Origin of the sequence: Streptomyces sp. NPDC017943, from assembly GCF_044328425.1 — a bacterium.
Lineage (GTDB): Bacteria > Actinomycetota > Actinomycetes > Streptomycetales > Streptomycetaceae > Streptomyces > Streptomyces djakartensis_A.
The window spans coordinates 968566-985817 of sequence record NZ_JBIRHH010000001.1 but is presented as its reverse complement, the minus strand read 5'-3'; the positions used below and the strand labels follow the sequence as shown (position 1 = coordinate 985817).

The 17252-nt window shown below is 73.4% G+C and carries 15 protein-coding genes and 1 riboswitch; of the genes, 8 read left to right on the top strand and 7 right to left on the bottom strand.

Going from position 1 to position 17252, the window contains the following annotated elements; all coding sequences use genetic code 11:
- Nucleotides 1-146: 146 nt before the first annotated feature.
- Nucleotides 147-1727, top strand: a complete 1581-nt coding sequence (guaA, locus tag ACH4C6_RS04345; protein ID WP_398106992.1) for a glutamine-hydrolyzing GMP synthase — start codon at nt 147-149, stop codon at nt 1725-1727.
- Between the two features lie 23 nt (nt 1728-1750).
- Here the strand turns inward: guaA and ACH4C6_RS04340 are convergent, their stop codons facing one another.
- Nucleotides 1751-2251 (bottom strand): pyridoxamine 5'-phosphate oxidase family protein, encoded by a 501-nt coding sequence (locus ACH4C6_RS04340; protein ID WP_398106991.1) that lies wholly within the window; start codon nt 2249-2251, stop codon nt 1751-1753.
- 41 nt (nt 2252-2292) lie between these two features.
- A complete protein-coding gene (locus ACH4C6_RS04335) occupies nt 2293-2925 on the bottom strand; it encodes a hypothetical protein (protein WP_398106990.1) in 633 nt (210 codons plus the stop codon).
- Nucleotides 2926-3081: 156 nt separating this feature from the next.
- Between ACH4C6_RS04335 and ACH4C6_RS04330 the strand changes: the two genes are divergently transcribed.
- The 3 genes from ACH4C6_RS04330 (at nt 3082) to ACH4C6_RS04320 (ending at nt 6144) form a co-directional block, all read left to right on the top strand.
- Nucleotides 3082-3897 (top strand): class II aldolase/adducin family protein, encoded by an 816-nt coding sequence (locus ACH4C6_RS04330; protein WP_398106989.1) that lies wholly within the window; start codon nt 3082-3084, stop codon nt 3895-3897.
- 191 nt (nt 3898-4088) lie between these two features.
- On the top strand, nt 4089-5459 hold the full coding sequence (locus ACH4C6_RS04325) for a hypothetical protein (protein WP_398106988.1): 1371 nt from the start codon (nt 4089-4091) through the stop codon (nt 5457-5459).
- 151 nt (nt 5460-5610) lie between these two features.
- Nucleotides 5611-6144: a DoxX family protein gene (locus tag ACH4C6_RS04320; RefSeq protein WP_398106987.1), complete on the top strand. Its 534-nt coding sequence runs from the start codon at nt 5611-5613 to the stop codon at nt 6142-6144.
- A 73-nt stretch (nt 6145-6217) separates the two neighbouring features.
- Here ACH4C6_RS04320 and ACH4C6_RS04315 read toward each other — a convergent pair whose 3' ends face one another.
- Nucleotides 6218-6439, bottom strand: coding sequence for a hypothetical protein (locus ACH4C6_RS04315; RefSeq protein ID WP_398106986.1), 222 nt, complete (start codon nt 6437-6439; stop codon nt 6218-6220).
- The gene (locus tag ACH4C6_RS04310; protein ID WP_398106985.1) at nt 6426-7838 is read right to left on the bottom strand and encodes a PspC domain-containing protein; all 1413 of its coding nucleotides are present in this window, start codon (nt 7836-7838) and stop codon (nt 6426-6428) included. Before ACH4C6_RS04310 ends, ACH4C6_RS04315 begins: the two co-directional genes overlap by 14 nt.
- Nucleotides 7839-8025: 187 nt before the next feature.
- On the opposite strand from ACH4C6_RS04310, the gene ACH4C6_RS04305 reads away from it, so the two are divergent.
- Together ACH4C6_RS04305 and ACH4C6_RS04300 are read left to right on the top strand one after the other, a co-directional pair.
- Nucleotides 8026-9318: a PspC domain-containing protein gene (locus ACH4C6_RS04305; protein ID WP_398106984.1), complete on the top strand. Its 1293-nt coding sequence runs from the start codon at nt 8026-8028 to the stop codon at nt 9316-9318.
- Entirely contained in the window at nt 9315-10058 is a 744-nt protein-coding gene (locus tag ACH4C6_RS04300; RefSeq protein ID WP_398106983.1) for a LuxR C-terminal-related transcriptional regulator, read from the top strand. The genes ACH4C6_RS04305 and ACH4C6_RS04300 overlap by 4 nt, the downstream gene beginning before the upstream one ends.
- Before the next feature lie 82 nt (nt 10059-10140).
- Here ACH4C6_RS04300 and ACH4C6_RS04295 read toward each other — a convergent pair whose 3' ends face one another.
- Nucleotides 10141-11199 carry an NlpC/P60 family protein gene (locus ACH4C6_RS04295; RefSeq protein WP_398106982.1) on the bottom strand — a complete coding sequence of 353 codons (1059 nt, stop codon included), beginning with the start codon at nt 11197-11199 and terminating at the stop codon, nt 10141-10143.
- Nucleotides 11200-11694: 495 nt separating this feature from the next.
- On the opposite strand from ACH4C6_RS04295, the gene ACH4C6_RS04290 reads away from it, so the two are divergent.
- Nucleotides 11695-12048, top strand: coding sequence for a hypothetical protein (locus tag ACH4C6_RS04290; RefSeq protein WP_398106981.1), 354 nt, complete (start codon nt 11695-11697; stop codon nt 12046-12048).
- On the opposite strand, the gene ACH4C6_RS04285 is transcribed toward ACH4C6_RS04290, so the two are convergent.
- Complete coding sequence (locus tag ACH4C6_RS04285; RefSeq protein WP_398106980.1) at nt 12026-12967, bottom strand: hypothetical protein; 942 nt, start codon at nt 12965-12967, stop codon at nt 12026-12028. The two genes, ACH4C6_RS04290 and ACH4C6_RS04285, sit on opposite strands and share 23 nt — an antisense overlap.
- 77 nt (nt 12968-13044) lie before the next feature.
- The gene (locus ACH4C6_RS04280; RefSeq protein WP_398106979.1) at nt 13045-14214 is read right to left on the bottom strand and encodes an NlpC/P60 family protein; all 1170 of its coding nucleotides are present in this window, start codon (nt 14212-14214) and stop codon (nt 13045-13047) included.
- Between the two features lie 7 nt (nt 14215-14221).
- Nucleotides 14222-14396, bottom strand: a riboswitch (cyclic di-AMP (ydaO/yuaA leader).
- 313 nt (nt 14397-14709) lie between these two features.
- On the opposite strand from ACH4C6_RS04280, the gene pcrA reads away from it, so the two are divergent.
- A complete protein-coding gene (gene pcrA / locus ACH4C6_RS04275) occupies nt 14710-17193 on the top strand; it encodes a DNA helicase PcrA (protein ID WP_398106978.1) in 2484 nt (827 codons plus the stop codon).
- Nucleotides 17194-17252: the final 59 nt, after the last annotated feature.

The window sequence follows — 17252 nt, the reverse complement described above, 5'->3', positions numbered from 1 at the left end:
CCGCGGGCCCGGCGGTGGCCAAACGGGTTCGCATGGTGAGACGGCGGGCCGCGGACCGGGACGGGCCCGCGGGCGGGACACCGCGGGCGAGCACCTCGGTAGACTCGGGGGCACAAGACCCCCGCCCCACCGCCGGAAGGCACCTCGTGTCATCAGCGTCTCCCGCTGCCAGCGCCGCCGACACCGTCCTGGTCGTCGACTTCGGCGCGCAGTACGCCCAGCTCATCGCCCGTCGCGTCCGCGAGGCGCGGGTCTACAGCGAGATCGTGCCGAGCACCATGCCGGTCCAGGAGATCCTCGCCAAGAACCCTGCGGCGATCATCCTCTCGGGCGGTCCCTCGTCGGTCTACGAGGAGGGCGCTCCGCGACTCGACAGCGCGCTCTTCGAGGCCGGCGTCCCCGTCTTCGGCATGTGCTACGGCTTCCAGCTGATGGCGCAGACCCTCGGCGGCACCGTCGACAACACCGGCGCCCGCGAGTACGGCCGCACCGACCTGCACGTGGCCAAGGCGTCCTCCACCCTCTTCGAGGGCACCCCCGGCGAGCAGGCCGTGTGGATGTCGCACGGCGACGCCTGCTCCGCCGCCCCCGAGGGCTTCTCCGTCACGGCCTCCACGGACGTCGTGCCCGTGGCCGCCTTCGAGAACGACGAGAAGAAGCTCTACGGCGTCCAGTACCACCCCGAGGTGATGCACTCCACGCACGGGCAGCAGGTGCTGGAGCACTTCCTCTACCGGGGCGCCGGCCTGACCCCGTCCTGGACCACGGGCAACGTGATCGAGGAGCAGGTCGAAGCGATCCGCGAGCAGGTCGGCGACAAGCGCGCCATCTGCGGCCTGTCCGGCGGCGTGGACTCCGCGGTGGCCGCGGCCCTCGTGCAGAAGGCCATCGGCTCGCAGCTGACCTGCGTGTACGTCGACCACGGCCTGATGCGCAAGGGCGAGACCGAGCAGGTCGAGAAGGACTTCGTCGCCGCGACCGGCGTGCAGCTGAAGGTCGTGGACGCCGAGGAGCGGTTCCTCAAGGCGCTCGCCGGGGTGTCCGACCCCGAGGAGAAGCGGAAGATCATCGGCCGCGAGTTCATCCGGGTCTTCGAGCAGGCCCAGGCGGAGATCATCGCCGACGAGGGCCCGGCCGTGGAGTTCCTGGTCCAGGGCACCCTCTACCCGGACGTCGTCGAGTCCGGCGGCGGCAGCGGCACCGCGAACATCAAGTCCCACCACAACGTGGGCGGCCTGCCCGAGGACCTCGAGTTCAAGCTGATCGAGCCGCTGCGCAAGCTGTTCAAGGACGAGGTCCGCATGGTCGGCCAGGAGCTCGGCCTGCCGGAGGAGATCGTCCAGCGCCAGCCGTTCCCCGGCCCCGGTCTGGGCATCCGCATCGTCGGCGAGGTCACCAAGGAGCGCCTCGACCTGCTGCGCGAGGCCGACGCCATCGCCCGCGAGGAGCTCACGGCGGCCGGCCTCGACCGGGACATCTGGCAGTGCCCGGTGGTCCTGCTCGCGGACGTCCGCAGCGTCGGCGTCCAGGGCGACGGCCGCACCTACGGTCACCCGATCGTGCTGCGTCCCGTCTCCTCCGAGGACGCCATGACGGCCGACTGGTCGCGCCTGCCCTACGAGGTCCTCGCGAAGATCTCCACCCGCATCACCAACGAGGTGCGCGACGTCAACCGCGTCGTGCTCGACGTGACGTCGAAGCCGCCGGGCACCATCGAGTGGGAGTAGGCCCCGGGGGCGCCTGACCGGCGCTAGGTGCGCTTGATCAGGCGCAGGGGCTCGCCGGGCTTCCACGTCTGGACGACCAGGTGGTCGTCCTCGACGCGGGTGCGCACGACCTCGGTCAGCTCGGTGCGGAAGAGGTGGAACGGCTGCGGCGGTTCCACCTCTTCGACGTATCCGGCCTTCGCCTCCCCCTCGCCGACCTCGACCGCCCGGCCGCTGATCCGCACGTCGCCGCCGCCCATGCCCGTGCCCTCGCCCGGGTTGGCCTGGAGCGCGAAGCGCGGGTCGCGGCGCAGGTCGAGGGCCTTCAGCGAGCCCGGCATCATGCCGAGCCACAGCTCGCCGTGCAGGAAGCGGACCTCCAGCCCGCTGGTGCGCGGGGATCCGTCCTTGCGCAGGGTCGCGAGGACGTGGTGGGTGTGGGCGGTGAAGCGCTCCTCGACCGTGCGGGCGAGGCCCGGCTCGGCGCCGGCGAAGGCGGCCCAGTTCGTCGGGGGCGTGCGGATCGGCTGCGGGGCAGGGCTCATGAACCCGAGTGTGCCGCCGAAACCCGACATCTTCTGTCCGGTTACGCCGCGTGCGGCGCCGGGCGCACGAACCCTTCCCGCCCGGCCTCGTCCCGCACGGGTGTGCAGCCGGCCGCCGTCAGCCGCCCGGCCAGCTTCGCGCGCCGGGCCGTGTTGATCCGCAGTGCGCCGAGCAGGAACGCCGGGGTCAGCACGGCGAGCGGGAGGAGGACGGCGTACTTGCCGGTCAGCACGGCCAGCAGCCCGAACAGCGCCGGCCCCGCCCACGCCATGGCCAGCAGCTGCCTGCGGTTGGCGGCGGCGCCGGCCGCGTCGTACCGGATCAGCGTGGTGACCAGGTCGACGTCCGCCTGCGCCTCGGGGACCGGGGTGAGCGTGCCGAGGTACATGCCCGGCGCCGGGCGTCCGGGACCCGGGTCGGGGAAGGCCGCCCGGCAGACCGCCGCGCGCTGCTGCGCCTCGGGGCCGGTGTCCCGGACCAGCTCGATGTGCGCCATCTTCTGCTTGCCGGCCAGGCGCACGCCGGCGTACCGGAATCCGTAGCACTCCGCGATGTACGTGAGCGCGCCGAACGTCGGCCACTCGGCGAACGGGTGGACGAGTTCGAACCGGTCCTGGGTGGCGATCTGCCGCATGAGGGCCGCGATGTGGCGGTCGGCGAGGCTCAAGGTCACTCCTGGCTGAAAAGCATTGCTGCACTGCTGATTCCGCACACCAGACCCCTCAGGGGCCCCGAGGGTTGCCTTCGGTCTTTACGGAACAGAGCTGTCGCGCCGGACCGGCCGAGGGTAACTTCGCGCCCCGTGAACCAACGCAGTGCTGGAGGACACATGCACGGGACGCCCGGGTCCACCCCGCCCCGGCCGGTGCCCACGGACCGGCTCCGGTTCTCGATGCCGCCGATGCACGAATCGGTCGAGGACGAACGCCGGCACCGCAAGGAACGCCTCGCGGGCGCCCTGCGGCTCTTCGGGCGGCTGGGCTTCGAGGACGGTGTCTCCGGGCACATCACCGCACGCGACCCGGAGTACAGCGACTGCTTCTGGGTCAACCCGTTCGGCATGCCCTTCCGGCACGTCACCGTCGGCGACCTGGTGCTGGCCAACGCGGACGGCCAGGTCGTCCAGGGCCGCTACCACGTCAACCAGGCGGCGTTCACCGTGCACGCCCAGGTGCACGCGGCCCGCCCCGACGTGGTCGCCGTCGCCCACTGCCACTCCGTGCACGGCCGGGCGCTCGCGGCCCTCGGCGCACTGCTGGAGCCGATCACCCAGGAGAGCTGCGCCTTCTACGAGGACCACACCCTGTACGACTCCTACACGGGCGTCGCCGTCGACGCCGAGGAGGGCCGCCGGATCGCGGCCGCGCTCGGCTCCCGCAAGGCGCTCGTGCTGCGCAACCACGGGCTGCTGACCGTCGGCGACTCGGTGGACGCGGCGGCCTGGTGGTTCGTGTCGATGGAGCGCTCGTGCCAGGTGCAGCTGACGGCACAGGCGGCCGGGCGGGTGGTGCGCATCGACCACCGGATGGCGGTGGCCACCCGGGAGCAGCTCGGCGGCGACCTGGTCGCGTGGATCAACTACCAGCCGATGTGGCGCGAGATCAGCCGCAGCGAACCGGACCTGCTGGACGAGGGCGCACCGTGACAGCCGCACCGAGGCGATGCGGCCCCCGCGTCAACACGGCGCGCCGAAGTTCACCCGTGTGACCGGACGGAACCGCGCCGAGCGGGTGGTGTAGGGCACAATTCGCTCTCGTCGCAGGGCAGTTGCACAGCGGTGTTTCCGGGGTCCGGAAGGCCGGCGGTGGCGGGATCGCGGGAAGGCGGGCGTCGGGCGTGGCGGTGCAAGGGGCGAGGCAGGGCGGCCCGGACACGGGCGGGTACGCGGCTGCGTACGCCGGATCTCACGGAGCCGGGTCTCACGGAGCGGGTTCCCACGGGGCCGGGGCTCCCGACGGGGCCGGGACCGGCCACGCGGGCGGGTGCGCCTGCGGGGACTGCCCGCATGGCGCGCGCGAGGGGCACCGGCGGGCCGTCGCCGCGTTCCTCGCCGCACGGGACGAGTTCGCGGCCGGGCGCGGGCTGCCCGCCGCGGTCGCCCACTCGGCGTCGGCCACGCGGCAGTGGGTCTCCGAGGAACTCGCGCAGTCGGCCGAACTCGTGGCCGAGCGAGGCCGGGCCGAGGGACGGGCGTGGCTGACGGGCCTGTGGCGCCGGACGGCCGCCGTGGTGGGGGCCGCCGTCGTGGCGCTGCTGCTCGCGCAGACCCTCACGGCGCTCGGCGCGGGCTGGACGCCGGCCCGCACGGCCGGGCTCGCCGCCGCGCTGCTCGTGGCCGCGGCGCTGACGGCCGCGTCGTGGCTCCACCGCGCCAGGGGCGGTGTCCTCGCCCCCGTCATCGGCGAGGACAACCGGCTCTCCACGTCCCGTACCGTCGCCGCCGCCTGGGTGCTCTTCGTGGCCTATGCGGTGCTCGTGCTCGCCGGGCGCCTGGCCGCGGCCTCCCGGCACGCGGAGCGGGACGCGCTGATCGCCGGGCTGGATCTGGCCCGGGGCGCCGGGGTCGTGACCGTCCTCGCCGTGGTCTGCGGGGTCGCCGTGCTGGTGCGGCGCGTGGTCGGGCTGCGGGTCCTGGGGCAGCGGCTCCAGAAGGTGCGCGCCGACCGGCCGCGGGCCGCCGATCTGCTGACCGACGACGCCGGCCGGGGCGCCTTCACCGACCTCCAGTACGTGGTGATCAGCGCGGTCGCCCTCGCCTTCGCGGCGGTGCGGCTGGCCAGGCGGCCCGACCAGCTGCCCGACCTGCCGTGGGGCCTGGCGGTGGTGGTGCTGGTGTCGGCGGCGACGTATCTCGCCGGGAAGTACGCGGAGGGCGGCAGGCCGGTCGTCCTCTCCGTGGTCCGGGCCCGGGAGGCGGGCGACCTGGACGGCCCGATCCGCACGGGCGACGACATCGAGATCCGGGGCGCCGGATTCGTGCCGCCCGGGGCGCAGGGCGCCGACCGGCTGGCGCGGATGGTCGTGCGGGTGGGCGCCGTGCACGTCCACGTGCCCCTGGTGCCGGTGCCCGGCGGCTTCCGCAACCCGACCGACACCCGGCTGACCGTGCCGGTCCCGGCGGAGGTGGAACCGGGCCGGGTGGAGGTGCAGGTCGTCACGGCGGCGGGCGTGGAGACGAACCGGTACGCCATCGACGTGACGGAGTGACGGCCCCGGGGCGACGGCGTCACGGACCACGGGCCTGCGGGCCTGCCGGGCTGCGGAAAAGACCGCGCGGGGTTGAACCCGGGCGGGTCGACGTACGTATGGTCTGTCGAAGGGACTCGGCACCGGGCGGGGTGAGAGGCGGCCAGCAGCCATGACGCACGGCATGAGAACCGACACGCACCACGGCCCGCACTTCGGCGACGGAGGAGGCCGGCGGGACACCGCCGCCCGCTACGCCCTGCTGCCCCTGCGCGTCTTCCTCGGCGTCACCTTCGTCTACGCCGGCCTGGACAAACTCACGGACAGCGCCTTCCTGAAGGACTCGGGCCCCGGGTCGATCGGCGACATGATGCGTGCCGTGCGCGACTCCTCCGCCATCCCCGCCCTGGTCGACCTCTCCCTCAAGAGCCCGGCCGGCTTCGGCTACGCGATCGCCCTCGGGGAGCTGGCCGTCGGCATCGGCACCCTGCTGGGCCTGTTCGCCCGGCTCGCCGCACTCGGGGGCGCGCTGATCTCCCTCAGCCTGTGGCTCACCGTCAGCTGGTCCTCCGACCCGTACTACTACGGCAACGACCTGGTGTACCTCATGGCCTGGATCCCCCTGGTGCTGGCGGGTGCGCCGCTGCTGTCCCTGGACGCCGCCCTGCGGGCGAGGCGACGGCAGCGCGGCGGGGGATACCGCTAGGGGGCGCCCGCCCGTCCCGCCCCCTCCCGGACACCACCGTCCCGGCCTCCCCGGACACCACCGTCCCGGCCGGTCAGGCCTCCGCTCCCGCACCGCCCGCTTGGCGGCGTCGCCGCGCCCGGCCTGCCACGAACGCCACCGCGCCCGCGAGGAACAGTCCGCCCGCGACGAGGGGCAGGGCCAGGAACCAGGGGATCTCCCAGGCACCGCCCGCGTCACCGGCGTACAGGACGCCCGTCGCCGTGAGGACGGTGCCCGCGCACAGCCTGCCGGGCCGGATCTCATGCCGCAGCACGGGCCACCTCCGCCTGTCCCATGCCGACCCGGAGATCCAGGTCGACGGTGCCCGACCGCCGCACGCCCGCCGCGGGCGAGAGGGTGGCCTCCTGGTGCCGCCCCGGCTGGACGTCCACGTCCTTCGGATCGTCGCCCGGCAGCTGGAGGTCCCCGATCCCCACCTCGGCGTTCAGCCGCACCGTCACGTCGCGCGGCACGATCACCTTCACCCGGCCCACCCCGACCTCCGCCCGCACGGTCACGGTCTGCCTCCCGGTCAGGTCCAGCCGCGTGAGGTCCAGGGTGCCGACGCCGGTGCCCAGTTCGTAGTGCGGCCGTACGTCCGCCGCCGTGGCGGGCTGCCAGGTGGTGCGCGACCAGTGCGTGCCGATGTCCTCGGGCAGGGCCGCCGAGGCGGCGAGCAGGCCGGCCGTGACGACCGCGAGCAGGATCGAGCCCGCCCCGGTCCGGCCGAGGAAGGCGCTGACGGCGATGCCCAGTCCCAGGACCACCAGCGCGCACGACAGGCCCGTCTGGAGACTGGTGCCGAGCGGGTGGCCGTCCCACGTCAGGCTGGTGCCCAGGGCGCCGGCGAGCAGGGCCAGCAGGAAGGCCCAGCCGCCGATCGAGCGCGGACCGCGGGGCCGGGGCTGCCGGGGGCGGGGGGCAGGGGCCGTCTCACGGGTCCCGGGCCGCAGGGTGCCCGGGGCCACGTCCACCGCCGCGGCGATGTCCAGGTCGTGCGTGTCGCGCGGGCCCCACAGGTAGCCCGTGCCGCCGATGTGGGTGCCGTCCTTGACGATCGGGTCGCGCCACCACGAGGGCGAGGAGGCGAACGCCGGCGGGGCCTGGGGCTCCGGAGGGGCGTCCGCGACGGCCTGCGCGGCCAGCGGGTCGGGGTCGGGCGCACCGCGCTGGCGCGACCAGTAGCCGGCGCCCGCCAGCAGCAGGGCGAGGACGACGGCGAAGGTCAGCACCCCGCCGTTGTTCAGCATGGTCAGGAAGACGCCGCAGCCGACCAGCGCGAACAGCACCGCCGCCAGCGCCTGCCCGTCGACCCGGCCGGTGAGCAGCTTGCGCACCTCGTTCTCGTCCTCGTCGTAGGGGACGAAGAGCCAGGCGAAGCCGTAGAAGATCAGGCCGAGGCCGCCGGTGGCGGAGAGCACGGCGAGGGTGATCCGGAAGATCACCGGGTCCATGTCGTAGTGCCGTCCGAGCCCGGCGCAGACCCCGGCCAGGGTCTTGTGGCGGCGGTCCCGCCGGAACCGGTCGGCCGGGCCGCCCGGCGCGGCCCGGCCGGCGGGGCCGGGCGGCCCGGCGTCCGCGGCGGGCGCGGCACCCTGCGGCCCGTCGCCCGGGGCGGGGCGCGGGCCGGGGCCGGGTCCCGGACCCGTCGCGGCGTGCTCGTGATCGGTCATGGGTCCATGGTGACGGGCGCGGCGCCGCGGCGGCAGCCGGATCGACCCTGGTCCGACCCTGATATCGGCCCTGAGACGGGCACGGGCACGGGCACGGGCGGGTGCGAGGCGGAGGCGCCGGAGATCAGGGGAGTTTCCGGGGCCGACCCTGATGCTCCGGCCTGGCGCCCGTGTGACCATCAGTGGCATGTCGGAAGCCGCAGCAGCGCCCCTCGCCGAGCCGCGGCCGCCGCGCAAGCTCTACCGCAGCAGCGACGGACGCTGGCTCGGTGGTGTCGCGCGGGGGCTCGCCGGGCACCTCGGGCTGCCCGTGATCTGGGTCCGGCTCGTCTTCGTCGGGCTGTTCATGGCCGACGGGCTCGGCGCGCTGCTGTACGCCGCGTTCTGGTTCTTCGTCCCGCTCGGCGTCGGCGGTGTCGAGACGCAGAAGCCGCCGTCGTTCGCCACCGCGGAGACCTCGCCCGACGGGCGGCGCAGACTCGTCGCCCGGCGGCCCGACAAGGGCCAGATCGTGGCGCTGCTCCTGATGGTCGTGGTGGCCCTGGTCTTCGTGGGCAACGTGAACCTCGGCGGCGGGGCCCGGGTCTACCTGTGGCCGACGGTGCTCGTCGGCGCCGGTGTCGCCCTGGTGTGGCGGCAGGCGGACAACGCCCGCCGGGCCCGCTGGGCGGAGGTCGGCCGCCGCAGACGCACCGTCGCCCTGCTGCGCTCGGTGGGGGGCGTGCTGCTGGTGACGGCCGGTGTCTCCGGCATCGTCGTGCTCCAGGGCTCCGCCGCCCACCTCGGTTCCGTGCTCCAGGCGGCCCTCGCGGTCCTCGTCGGGATCACGCTGCTGGCCGGGCCCTACCTGGTGCGGATGACGCAGGACCTGTCCGAGGAGCGGCTGATGCGCATCCGTGCCCAGGAGCGCGCGGAGGTCGCCGCCCATGTGCACGACTCGGTGCTGCACACCCTCACGCTGATCCAGCGCAACGCGGAGAACCCGGGGGAGGTGCGACGGCTGGCCCGTGCCCAGGAGCGCGACCTGCGGACCTGGTTGTACAAGCCCGAGGGCACCGGCAAGGACGAGGCCGACGAGCCCACCACCCTCGCCGACGCCGTGCGGCGCAACGCGGCCGAGGTGGAGGACAAGCACGGCGTGCCCCTGGAGGTCGTGGTGGTCGGCGACTGCCCCCTCGACGAGCGGATCGCCGCACAGATGCAGGCCGCGCGCGAAGCGATGGTGAACGCCGCCAAGTACGGTGGCGAGGGCGGGGCCGTGCAGGTCTACGCCGAGGTCGAGGGGAAGACGGTCTTCGTGTCCGTCCGGGACCGCGGTCCCGGCTTCGACCTCGACTCGATACCCGCCGACCGGATGGGTGTCAGAGAATCGATCATCGGCCGCATGGAGCGCAACGGCGGGACGGCGCGGCTGCGCGCGGTGCCGGACGGCGGCACGGAGGTCGAGCTGGAGATGGAGAGGGCGGAGAAGACGTCATGAGCGACCCGACCGAGGCGGCGAACGGTACGGCCGGACCGGACCAGGCGGCCGGGGCCGCGGAGCCGGGCGGCGGCCCGGGGCGTCATGTGCGCGTGGTCCTCGTCGACGACCACCGCATGTTCCGCACCGGCGTCCAGGCGGAGATCGGGCAGACCGCGCAGACCGGCGTCGAGGTCGTCGGCGAGGCCGCGGACGTCGACCAGGCCGTCACGGTCATCACCGCCACCCGGCCGGAGGTCGTGCTCCTGGACGTGCACCTCCCGGGCGGCGGCGGGGTGGAAGTGCTGCGCCGCTGCGCGCCGTTGATGGCGGCCACCGAGCAGCCCGTGCGCTTCCTGGCGCTGTCCGTGTCGGACGCCGCCGAGGACGTGATCGGCGTGATCCGCGGCGGCGCCCGGGGCTACGTCACCAAGACCATCACGGGCACGGACCTGGTGGACTCGATCTTCCGCGTCCAGGAGGGCGATGCCGTGTTCTCCCCGCGGCTGGCCGGTTTCGTCCTGGACGCCTTCGCCTCCACCGACGCCCCGCCCGTCGACGAGGACCTGGACCGCCTCACCCAGCGCGAGCGGGAGGTGCTGCGGCTGATCGCGCGGGGCTACGCGTACAAGGAGATCGCCAAGCAGCTGTACATCTCGGTGAAGACGGTCGAGTCCCACGTCTCGGCGGTGCTGCGCAAGCTCCAGCTGTCCAACCGGCACGAGCTCACCCGCTGGGCGACGGCCCGCCGGCTGGTGTGAGCCCGCCGGCTGGTGTGAGCCCGCCGGTCGGTGCGAACCCGCCGATCGGTGTGAGCCCGCGGGCAGGTGCCGGCCCGCCCGCTCACGCCACCCGTGTCGCCCCCGCGAAGGGCATCTCGTCGAGCGGGGCGACGCGGACCGGGGCGGACGGGTTCGGGGCGTGGATCATCCGCCCGTTGCCGACGTAGATGCCGACGTGGCTGATCCCGGCGTAGAAGAAGACCAGGTCGCCGGGGAGGAGTTCGGTGCGGGAGACGCGGCGCCCGGCGGCGATCTGGGAGTACGTGGTGCGCGGCAGGGAGACGCCCGCCGAGCGGTAGGCGGCCTGGACGAGCCCGGAGCAGTCGAAGGCGTTCGGTCCGGTCGCGCCCCAGACGTAGGGGCTGCCGAGTTTGGCGTAGGCGTAGGAGACGGCGGCGGCCGCCCGCGGGCCCGGCGCCCGGGCCGTGGCGGAGCCGGGAGGGGCGAGGGTGTCCCGCGTGCCGGCCGAGCGGGTCGCGCGGTCGGATGATCCGCCCACCTGGGAACGTTCCTGCGGAGTCAGCCGGGACAGCAGCTGCCGTGCGGAGTCCAGCTTGCCGGTGACGGCCGTCCGGTGGCGCTTCAGCTCCGCCTGCCGTGCCTTGAGGGAGGCCAGCTCGACGCGGGCGGCCCCGCGCAGCTGCTCGATCTCGCGGAGCCGGCTGCGCACCCGCCGGACGGCGGCACTCTGCCGGTCGCCCGCCCGCTCGACGAACGCCGCGTTCTCCAGATAGCGGTCGGGGTCGTCGGACAGAGCCAGTTGCATCGCCGGGTCCAGGCCACCGGAGCGGTACTGCGCGGCGGCGACCGAGCCGAGCGCCTGCCGGGCCGCGTCGAGCCGTTCCTGCGAGCGGGCCGCCCGGTCCTGCAGCCCCCTCAGTCGCTGCCGGGCCCCGTCCGCCTGCTCCTTCGCGCCGTTGTACTTCTCGGTGGCGGCCTCCGCCTGCCGGTACAGCCTGGCCACTTCCGCCCTGACCTGGCCGGGGGTGCGCTGCGGCTCGGCGTGCCCGGTTCCGTCGAAGCCCGTCGCCGTCGCCGCGGAGGCGAGTGCGATCGTGGCGGCCGTACGGGCCGGGCCGCCGGCCATGGGGCGTTGTCGGGGCTTGCGGTGCGCTGCCACCTGGGAGCCACGTCCTTTCCTCGACCGCCGGTGGGGGTGTGCGGTCGCCGGGAGCGGACGGGCGGCCTGCGCGTCCGGCGGCGGCCCGCACAGGGGAGACGGGCCGCCGCCGGACTTTTCTCGGCGGTGGTGTCCGACTGCCGCCCCTGGCCCGGGCGGCGGTGGGGAGCCGGTCACCTGGTGAAGGACGGTAGAGGTGCGCGTGCGGCCCTCGTGGCGGGTGTGCGGAACTGTCCCCGGAGGACCGGTGGTGACCGTATGCGACCAAGATCCCGCCTCGGCCTCCCTCGCTTCACTCAGCGTGATGACCGATGCCCGGGATCATGGGCGAACGACCGTGATCGGGTGCTATAGGGCGCATATATGCACCACGGGCCGGTGTCTGGTGGCCGGGCCGGGCCGATGCCGGGCGGCCGGGCCGGAGCCGGATCGCCGGGCTCGGGAGGCCGGGCCGGTGTCGGGCGGCCGGATGGGCCCTGGCTAGGCTCCGGCCTCATGGACGTCCTCATCCACCTCTTCGTCGGCCTGCACATCATCGGCATCGCCTCGCTCCTGGGCGGCTTCCTCACCCAGATGAAGGCGATGGGCGAGGGTACGGCCCGCTTCACGCCCGCGATGCTGCACGGCGCACTGACCATGCTGATCACCGGCGTCGCCCTGGTCGGCCTCAATCAGGCCGACGACCAGTCCGTGAACAACATCAAGATCGGCGTGAAGCTGGCGCTCCTGGTCGTGATCCTCGGCCTGGTCTACGTGAAGCGCGACGAGGAGCGGGTGGACAAGGGCCTGTTCGGTCTGGTCGGACTGCTCACCACGGCCAACGTCTTCATCGCCGTGCTCTGGACCTGACCCGGGAGGCCCGGGCGCCGGCCCGGGCCGAGGCGGCCGCCCAGACGGTGCAGGCGAGCCACGCGGCCACGGCCGCCCACAGCAGCGCCTGGCCGGCGACGTCCAGCCAGGCGACGTCGAGCGCCGTGGCGACCTCCAGGGTGGCCGTCGCCGTCACGGCCCAGCAGAACACGGTCGCCCAGCGCCGCGCGTCGTAGTGGTGCCGCGGCCAGAACAGCTCGGCGACCAGCAGGGCGACGCAGGCGACCGCGGCGAGCACGAGCAGGGTGACGGCGGTGTTGCGCAGGGCGTCGCCGTCGTCCTCGTTCCACAGGTACAGGCGGGAGCTGTCGGCGGACAGCAGTTGCGCCCCGGCCAGCGCCGAGACCGCCAGCGCGCCTTCCGCGAACCAGTGGTCGCCGCGCCCCTCCTCCACCTGCCGTGGCTGGAAGCGGAACAGGGCGAAGCCGTACAGCGCGAGCCCCAGCCACAGCAGCACCAGGGCCGCGTGGGCCGGCCAGGCCAGCGACTCGGCCGCCGCCAGGGCCGCCGCCAGCACGGCGAGGCACTGAGTGGCCACACACCGCAGGAACACCGTTCCCCGCCGGCCCCCGACCTCCACGGCCAGCAGCACCGCCCAGACCAGCGCGGACAGGGCCAGCAGCGCCCAGCCCACGGACCGCAGACCCGCGGCGGTGAAGCCGGTGCCGAGGAGGGCGGCGGCCGCCGCGGTGGTGAACACCGCCGGCACCTCCGCCCGCCACGCGCCGCGCGCCCGCTGCAGCAGGCTCACGGCCGACACCAGCCACGCCCCGCAGGCCAGGGCCAGCACGACGCGGGAGAGGGCGGCGTGACCCGCGGAGTCGAGACCGACCGACACGGTGCCGGTCGCCAGCGCATACGTCGCCCACCAGGTGGCAAACGGGGAGGGACCGGACATAGCGCCGATGCTAGAGAGCAACGCGCGCCGGAGGTGAGGGGCACGCGCGCGTGCCCCTCAAAAACGTCCGTGTCCGCTCAGGCGGGCCGCACCACGCTGTGGATCGCCGACTCGCCGTCGTAGTAGACCGACTCCTCGCGCACGTACGTGCCCGGCTTCGGCGCGTGGATCATCATGCCGTTGCCGATGTACAGCCCGACGTGCGTGACGTCGTCGTAGAAGAAGACCAGGTCGCCCGGCCGGGCCTGGGACACCGGGACGGTGGTGCCGGCGTCGACCTGGTCGTAGGTCGTGCGCGGGAGGGTGACGCCGGCGGCCTTCCAGGCGGCCTGGGTGAGGCCGGAGCAGTCGTAGGAACCGGGACCGACGGCACCCCAGACGTACGGCTTGCCGATCTGGGCGCGCGCGAACGCCAGGGCCTTGTCCGCCTTGGTGGCGTACGAGGAGTCCACCAGGGCCGGCGTGGAGGGCGAGCCGGAGTCCTGCGACGGCGAGCCGCTCTCCTGCCGGGGGGCCTCCTCGCGCTGGGCCTGCTCCTGCGCGGCCTGCTGCCGGGCCAGCTCGGCGGCCCGGCGGGCGGCTTCCCGCTGCTTCTCCTGCTCGATGGCCGCGAGCCGCGCCTTCTCCTCGGCGGTCAGCCGCGACATCAGCGCGCGGGCGTCGGCCAGCTTGCGCTGCACGGTCGCCTTGGCCGCCTTCAGGTCGCCCTGGGCGTCGGTGAGCTTCTCCAGGCTCTCGGTGGCCTCCCGGCGCTTCGTCATCGTCTCGGACTGCTGGGTGACGAAGTCGTCGACCGCTTCCTTCTGGCGGCCGGTCATCCGGTCCATCAGCTGGGTCTGGTCGAAGTAGTCCTGCGGGGTGTCCGCGAGCAGGAACGTCGCCGTCTCCGGGGCGGCCGCCCCCGTGCGGTACTGGGCGGAGGCGTAGGAGCCGAGCTTCTCGCGCGCCTCGTTGAGCTTCCCGGCGCGCTGCGCCACGTCGTCGAGGAGGGTGTCGACGCGCTTGCGCTGCTTGGCGGTCTTCTCCTTGGCCCCGTTGTACTTCTCGGTCGCCGACTCGGCCTGGCGGTACAGGTCGTCGACCTTCTTCTCGACTTCTTCGAGGCTGGGCTTGTCGTCGGCCTCGGGGGCGGCGTTGGCCGACTGGGACAGCAGGGCCACGGAGGTGAGGGCCGCCGTTGCCAGGGCGGGGGTCCGTATGCCTGCCACGCGCGAACCGGTGGGACGCGACTTGCGGTGCGACGCCAAGGGAGGCGACTCCTTCCATCGTCCGCCTACCGGGTTAGCTGTCGGGTTCGGGCGGGTGGTTCGGAAGGGTTGCCCTACGGCCTTCTCCGGATCAGGAGGCGGGCCGATTCACCCCGGGGTTCTCGGTTGGGTCCCCGGCTCCGGCTGCCGCTGCGGCACACCGGACTCGGCGGAGGCCGCGCGGCCCGGCGACGTTCGCCGGAAACGGTCGTGCGGCCTGGTCGCACGGTAGCCAACTCGTGTGGTCCCTGTGAAGGTTGATGGGTGATATGCCCGATACATTTTCGTGACCTTTCCCGGGAGCGTTGCTCGGAGTGAACGATCCGGGTGGCTCGGTCCTGGTTTGCCCGGGATCGTTGCGGACATAGCGGAACGTGATCATGCGGCACTGGAGGGTGACATCGCGCCACGGATCCGGCCGCCCCGCCGGTGCCCGGGGCGATGTCTCCGGGGTGGCGGCGGACTGTCAGTGGGGCGCCCTAGACTCGGAGAGCGATGAGCAGCCTCTTTGACGACAACTTCCTGGCGAGCCTCCAGGCCCAGCGGGGCCCCGCGGACGAGCCCCCGCCGCCCCCCGAGGACGATCACGCTCCGGAGCCGCTTCCGGACGATCTGTTCGGCGGGAAGTTCGACGTGCCGCCGGACCGCGACACCCATTACCGGGACGGCGCCCCCCGCCCGGTGATCGACGCCGCCGCGCTGCTGGAAGGGCTCAACGACAACCAGCGGGCCGCCGTCGTCCACTCCGGCTCCCCGCTGCTCATCGTCGCCGGCGCCGGCTCCGGCAAGACCCGCGTGCTCACCCACCGCATCGCCCACCTGCTGGCCGAGCGGCACGTGCACCCGGGGCAGATCCTCGCGATCACCTTCACCAACAAGGCCGCCGGCGAGATGAAGGAGCGCGTCGAGCAGCTCGTCGGCCCGCGCGCCAACGCCATGTGGGTCATGACCTTCCACAGCGCGTGCGTGCGCATCCTGCGCCGGGAGAGCAAGAAGCTCGGCTTCACCTCCTCCTTCTCGATCTACGACGCCGCCGACTCCAAGCGCCTGATGGCCCTGGTCTGCCGCGACCTGGACCTCGACCCCAAGCGCTTCCCGCCCAAGTCCTTCAGCGCCAAGATCAGCAACCTGAAGAACGAGCTGATCGACGAGGAGGACTTCGCCGCCCAGGCCACCGACGGCTTCGAGAAGACCCTCGCCCAGGCCTACGCCATGTACCAGTCGCGGCTGCGCGAGGCGAACGCCCTCGACTTCGACGACCTGATCATGACGACGGTCAACCTGCTGCGCGCCTTCCCGGACGTCGCCGAGCACTACCGCCGCCGCTTCCGCCACGTCCTGGTCGACGAGTACCAGGACACCAACCACGCCCAGTACGCCCTCGTGCGCGAGCTGGTCGGCACCTCCGAGCACCCGGTCGACGTACCACCCGAGGCCGAGGTGCCGCCCGCCGAGCTGTGCGTGGTGGGCGACGCCGACCAGTCGATCTACGCCTTCCGCGGCGCGACGATCCGCAACATCCTCCAGTTCGAGGAGGACTACCCGGACGCGACGACGATCCTGCTCGAGCAGAACTACCGCTCCACGCAGACCATCCTGTCCGCGGCCAACGCCGTCATCGAGCGCAACGAGTCCCGCCGCCCCAAGAACCTGTGGACCAACGCGGGCACCGGTGCGCGGATCACCGGCTACGTCGCCGACACCGAGCACGACGAGGCGCAGTTCGTCGCCGACGAGATAGACCGCCTCACCGACGCCGGCGAGGCCAAGGCGGGCGACGTCGCGGTCTTCTACCGCACCAACGCCCAGTCCCGTGTCTTCGAAGAGGTCTTCATCCGCGTCGGCCTGCCCTACAAGGTCGTCGGCGGCGTGCGCTTCTACGAGCGCAAGGAGGTCCGGGACGTCCTGGCCTACCTGCGCGTGCTGTCCAACCCCGAGGACTCGGTGCCGCTGCGCCGGATCCTCAACGTCCCCAAGCGGGGCATCGGCGACCGCGCCGAGGCGATGATCGACGCCCTGTCCCAGCGCGAGAAGATCAGCTTCCCGCAGGCGCTCAAGCGCGTCGACGAGGCGTACGGCATGGCCGCGCGCTCCACCAACGCCGTCAAGCGGTTCAACACGCTGATGGAGGACCTCCGCACGATCGTCGAGTCCGGCGCCGGGCCGGCCACCGTCCTGGAGGCCGTGCTGGAGCGCACCGGCTACCTGGCCGAACTCCAGGCGTCCACCGACCCGCAGGACGAGACCCGGATCGAGAACCTCCAGGAACTCGCCGCCGTCGCCATGGAGTTCGAGCAGGAGCGCGGCGAGGACGCGGAGACCGGCGGCACGCTGTCCGACTTCCTCGAACAGGTCGCCCTGGTCGCCGACTCCGACCAGATCCCCGACGAGGAGGACGGCGACGGCGTCATCACGCTGATGACCCTGCACACCGCCAAGGGCCTGGAGTTCCCGGTCGTCTTCCTCACCGGCATGGAGGACGGCGTCTTCCCCCACATGCGCGCCCTGGGGGAGAACAAGGAACTGGAGGAGGAGCGCCGCCTGGCCTACGTCGGCATCACGCGCGCCCGGGAGCGGCTGTATCTGACACGGTCCACCCTGCGCAGCGCCTGGGGCCAGCCCTCGTACAACCCGCCCTCCCGGTTCCTGGAGGAGATCCCGCCGGCCCACGTCGAGTGGAAGCGCACGGGAGCGACCGTGCCCGCGTCCTCCGGGCCGGTCTCCGCGGTCGCGGCCTCCCTGTCCTCGTCCCGCTCGCGCTCCTCGGCGTCCGGCGCCTCCGGCTTCGCCACGCGCCGCACCGCCGAGAAGCCGGTGATGGCGCTGACCGTGGGGGACCGGGTCACCCACGACCAGTTCGGCCTCGGCACGGTCGTCGCGGTCAAGGGCACGGGAGCGAACGCCGAGGCGTCGATCGACTTCGGCGACACCAAGCCCAAGCGGCTGCTGCTGCGCTACGCGCCGGTGGAGAAGCTCTGACCCGCTGAGCGGAGGCTCCCGTTCGCGCGCCGCGGGCGGGAGCCGGGCGTCGGGAACCG

Excerpts from the sequence above, each read along its gene's own strand:
- ACH4C6_RS04340 (WP_398106991.1), bottom strand. The coding sequence starts at position 2,251 with ATGAGCCCTGCCCCGCAGCCGATCCGCACGCCCCCGACGAACTGGGCC.
- ACH4C6_RS04285 (WP_398106980.1), bottom strand. The coding sequence starts at position 12,967 with ATGTCCGGTCCCTCCCCGTTTGCCACCTGGTGGGCGACGTATGCGCTG.
- pcrA (WP_398106978.1), top strand. The coding sequence starts at position 14,710 with ATGAGCAGCCTCTTTGACGACAACTTCCTGGCGAGCCTCCAGGCCCAG.
- ACH4C6_RS04290 (WP_398106981.1), top strand. The coding sequence starts at position 11,695 with ATGGACGTCCTCATCCACCTCTTCGTCGGCCTGCACATCATCGGCATC.
- ACH4C6_RS04320 (WP_398106987.1), top strand. The coding sequence starts at position 5,611 with ATGACGCACGGCATGAGAACCGACACGCACCACGGCCCGCACTTCGGC.
- ACH4C6_RS04330 (WP_398106989.1), top strand. The coding sequence starts at position 3,082 with ATGCACGGGACGCCCGGGTCCACCCCGCCCCGGCCGGTGCCCACGGAC.
- ACH4C6_RS04300 (WP_398106983.1), top strand. The coding sequence starts at position 9,315 with ATGAGCGACCCGACCGAGGCGGCGAACGGTACGGCCGGACCGGACCAG.
- ACH4C6_RS04305 (WP_398106984.1), top strand. The coding sequence starts at position 8,026 with ATGTCGGAAGCCGCAGCAGCGCCCCTCGCCGAGCCGCGGCCGCCGCGC.
- ACH4C6_RS04310 (WP_398106985.1), bottom strand. The coding sequence starts at position 7,838 with ATGACCGATCACGAGCACGCCGCGACGGGTCCGGGACCCGGCCCCGGC.